Below are 3,594 nucleotides of genomic sequence, written 5' to 3' on the forward strand. Positions count from 1 at the left end.
CATAATACGCCAAAGTGGGCCTCCATTCCGGCGCCGTCTTTTTTCCAAAAGAATCAAGAGATTTCTTAGCCTTCGTATAAATCAAATTTCTTCTGGCGATGATGGAACTAAATCAAGATATCTTTGTCCAGGAGGAATAAAAACGATGAAAAAGGGGCACTTGAATCAAATCCTGCTTTTGACGGACGGCTGTTCAAACCGCGGCGAAGACCCGCAGGCCATGGCCGCCTTTGCGAAGGAGCAGGGAATTACCGTGAATGTGATTGGGATTATGGACGAGCATGAAATGGATCAGGAGGCGATGAAAGAAGTTGAAGGGATCGCCCTCGCAGGCGGGGGAGTTCACCAGGTTGTTTACGCGTCGCAGCTGTCGCAGACTGTTCAAATGGTGACAAAAAAGGCGATGACGCAAACCCTTCAAGGCGTTGTCAATAGTGAGCTCAAACAAATTCTCGGCAAGCATACCGAAATGGATGAACTGCCTCCTGATAAACGCGGTGAAGTTATGGAAGTCGTAGATGAGCTCGGTGAGACCGTACATCTTCATGTATTGGTTCTTGTCGATACAAGCGCGAGCATGAATCCGAAGCTGCCGACTGTTAAAGAAGCATTGATAGACCTTTCCATCAGTCTCAATTCAAGAATCGGCGAAAATGAATTTGCGATGCTTATATTTCCCGGGAAAAAACAAGAGGTCGAGCTTGTGCTTGATTGGACCCCGAAGTTTGAATCTCTTTCTTCAATATTTTCCAAGCTTTCAGCCGGCGGCATTACGCCGACAGGACCCGCAATACGAGAGGCGATTCAGCATTTTAACAAAATCGGCTCAAGAAGGAGAATGTTAGAAGACGATGAAAAACACTTCGACGAGTTTGGCGGCTAGTCTAAAGCCGGGTGCAGCCGTTGTTGGAAAGTGGAACAATCATTCCTACAAGATCATCAGACAGCTTGGAAAAGGGGCGAATGGCGTTGTATATCTGGCCGATTCGGGAAAGGGCCGCGTTGCATTAAAAGTGAGCGATGACAGCCTGTCCATTACCTCGGAAGTGAATGTTCTGAAATCTTTCTCAAAGGCCCAGGCAAAAGCAATGGGGCCTTCTTTTTTTGATGTGGATGACATGATGGTTGCGGGTGCGGGCAAAAAACTTTCATTTTATGTCATGGAATATATTGAAGGTCCGCTTCTTTTAAGATATGTAAACGAAAAAGGCGAGGAATGGATACCGGTGCTAATCAGCCAGCTTCTCTCAAGTTTGTCGGCCATTCATCGCGAAGGATGGGTGTTTGGAGATTTAAAGCCCGAGAATTTAATCGTGACGGGCCCGCCGCCGCAAATCCGCTGCATTGATGTGGGCGGGACGACAAAAGAAGGCCGGGCAATCAAGGAATATACAGAGTTTTTTGACAGAGGCTATTGGGAATTTGGAACCCGTAAGGCTGAGCCTTCGTATGATCTGTTTTCAGTCGCCATGATTATGGTGAACTGTGCGGTGAAAAAAGAATTTAAAAAGACAGCAAGACCTCAGGAACAGCTTATGTCAGTCATCGACGGACAGCCGTTTTTAAAGCGGTATAAGCCGGTTCTTGCTTCTGCTTTAAAAGGAAGCTATCGAACAGCTGATGAAATGAAGGGAGACCTCCTGGCAATCGGACGGCCGGCCAGAATGCAAAGCAGCCGCCAGTCGAGAACCGCCCGCTCTTCATCGGCATCCGCCCCGTCTCAAGGCCCGCGGCATAAGCGGGGGACGCCTCAGCAGCAAATGTTAAGAAGCGGGCGCAGAAAGCAAAGAAACAGTTCTAAATCCGGCGGTGTTTTTGAAACGCTGCTGATCGTCGTAAGCGTTCTTGCCCTTTACTTTGCGTATATCGTTCTCTTTTTTATTTAGCTCTGCTTTGCTGGCGGATAGCTCTTCTTTGCAGGGACCGATTGAAAGTGTTAGGATATTTATATCTTTTGAAATACACCCTGCTCTTAGTGGGAGGACATTGTGAAAAGTATTGAAGATTTCATGAGAAAATACGAACTGTCATTTGATGGAGCGACACTGGTTGCAGGCGTCTCCGGCGGGCCTGATTCGATGGCGCTGCTGCATGCTCTGCAACGTACGGTTCCTGCCTCGGCGACGCTGATTGCCGCACACGTCGATCATATGTTTAGAGGCGAAGAGTCTGAGCATGATATGCGGTTCGTTCAGGACTACTGCGAGGCGGAAGGCATACAATGCGAGGCGGTGCAAATCGATGTCCTGACATTTGCCGCGGAAAACAATCTGAATAAACAGGCTGCTGCGAGAGAATGCCGGTATGCGTTTTTTCAAGAATTAATGAAAAGGCGCCGGGCTGAATACCTGGTTCTGGCTCATCATGGCGATGATCAGGTGGAAACGATGCTGATGAAGATGGCAAAAGGCACTGTCGGGCTCGGGCTTGCTGGAATTCAGCCAAAGCGCCGTTTTGACAGCGGCTGGCTGCTTAGGCCGTTTCTAAGGCTGTCAAAGGATGATCTTTTGGCTTACTGCAAAGAGAATCGAATACCGTATAGAACCGATCCGAGCAACAGTGAGGATGATTACACAAGGAACCGGTTCAGGCACCATGTTCTCCCTTTTCTGAAGAAAGAGTCGGAAGATGTCCATAAAAGGTTTCAATCCGTCAGTGAATTCCTGACAGAAGACGAATTATACTTACAGGCATTAACGAAAGACAAAATGAATACAGTAATCACAAGCAAGTCAAGTTCCGGTGTCGAAATCAGCATCGATCGGCTTCTTGCGCTCCCTATGCCTTTACAAAGAAGGGGAGTTCATCTAATATTAAACTATCTTTATGAAAACGTTCCATCAGCGTTTTCAGCCCATCATATTCAAGTGTTTCTGGATTGGATTTCACAAGGTGGACCATCCGGTTCCCTTGATTTTCCGAATGGGCTAAAAGTTGCAAAATCTTATCATACATGTTTGTTTACATTTCAGCGTTTACAATGTGAAAATGTTTCCTATCATTATGAAATAAGCGGGGCAGACGAAGAAGAACTGAAGCTTCCCGACGGCTCCTCCCTTCATGTGAGCGGACCCGGTTCAACCCGGAAACCGCAAGGAAACGATGTTTTTGCAACAAGTCCCAAGCAGGTTCAATTCCCCCTTTATGTACGGACAAGGCAAAACGGAGACCGAATCAAACTTAAAGGGATGAACGGCTCAAAAAAGGTTAAAGATATATTTATTGATGAAAAAGTGCCTCTTGCGAAAAGAGACAGCTGGCCCATTGTAACAGACGCGGTTGGAAACATTATTTGGATACCTGGTCTGAAAAAAACCATTTTTGAGGAACTTGATGTTACAAACAATGATCGCATTGTATTACAATATAGACAGCATGAAAAGTGTAGGGGGCTAGCAAAGAATGAAACAGGATATTGAAAATATCTTGATCTCAGAAGAAGAGATCCAAAAGAAAGTCAAGGAGCTGGGCGCAACTCTGACAGAAGAGTACAGCGGCAAGTTTCCGCTGGCAATCGGTGTGTTAAAGGGAGCCATGCCGTTTATGGCTGATCTTTTGAAGCATATTGATACATATTTGGAAATGGATTTCATG

The 3,594-nt window shown here is 46.4% G+C and carries 4 protein-coding genes; all 4 read left to right on the forward strand.

What is annotated here, in order from left to right:
* The first annotated feature begins 145 nt into the window (after positions 1-145).
* Positions 146-883 carry a vWA domain-containing protein gene (locus tag C1T29_RS00595; protein WP_020449820.1) on the forward strand — a complete coding sequence of 246 codons (738 nt, stop codon included), beginning with the start codon at positions 146-148 and terminating at the stop codon, positions 881-883.
* Entirely contained in the window at positions 852-1,886 is a 1,035-nt protein-coding gene (locus C1T29_RS00600; RefSeq protein WP_020449821.1) for a protein kinase domain-containing protein, read from the forward strand. The genes C1T29_RS00595 and C1T29_RS00600 overlap by 32 nt, the downstream gene beginning before the upstream one ends.
* Before the next feature lie 102 nt (positions 1,887-1,988).
* Positions 1,989-3,419: a tRNA lysidine(34) synthetase TilS gene (tilS, locus tag C1T29_RS00605; RefSeq protein WP_101561978.1), complete on the forward strand. Its 1,431-nt coding sequence runs from the start codon at positions 1,989-1,991 to the stop codon at positions 3,417-3,419.
* Positions 3,403-3,594, forward strand: a 192-nt coding sequence (locus C1T29_RS00610) for a phosphoribosyltransferase (RefSeq protein ID WP_369122219.1), incomplete at its 3' end; no start/stop codon positions are given. The genes tilS and C1T29_RS00610, both read left to right, overlap by 17 nt.

This window comes from Bacillus sp. MBGLi79 (genome assembly GCF_002953915.1).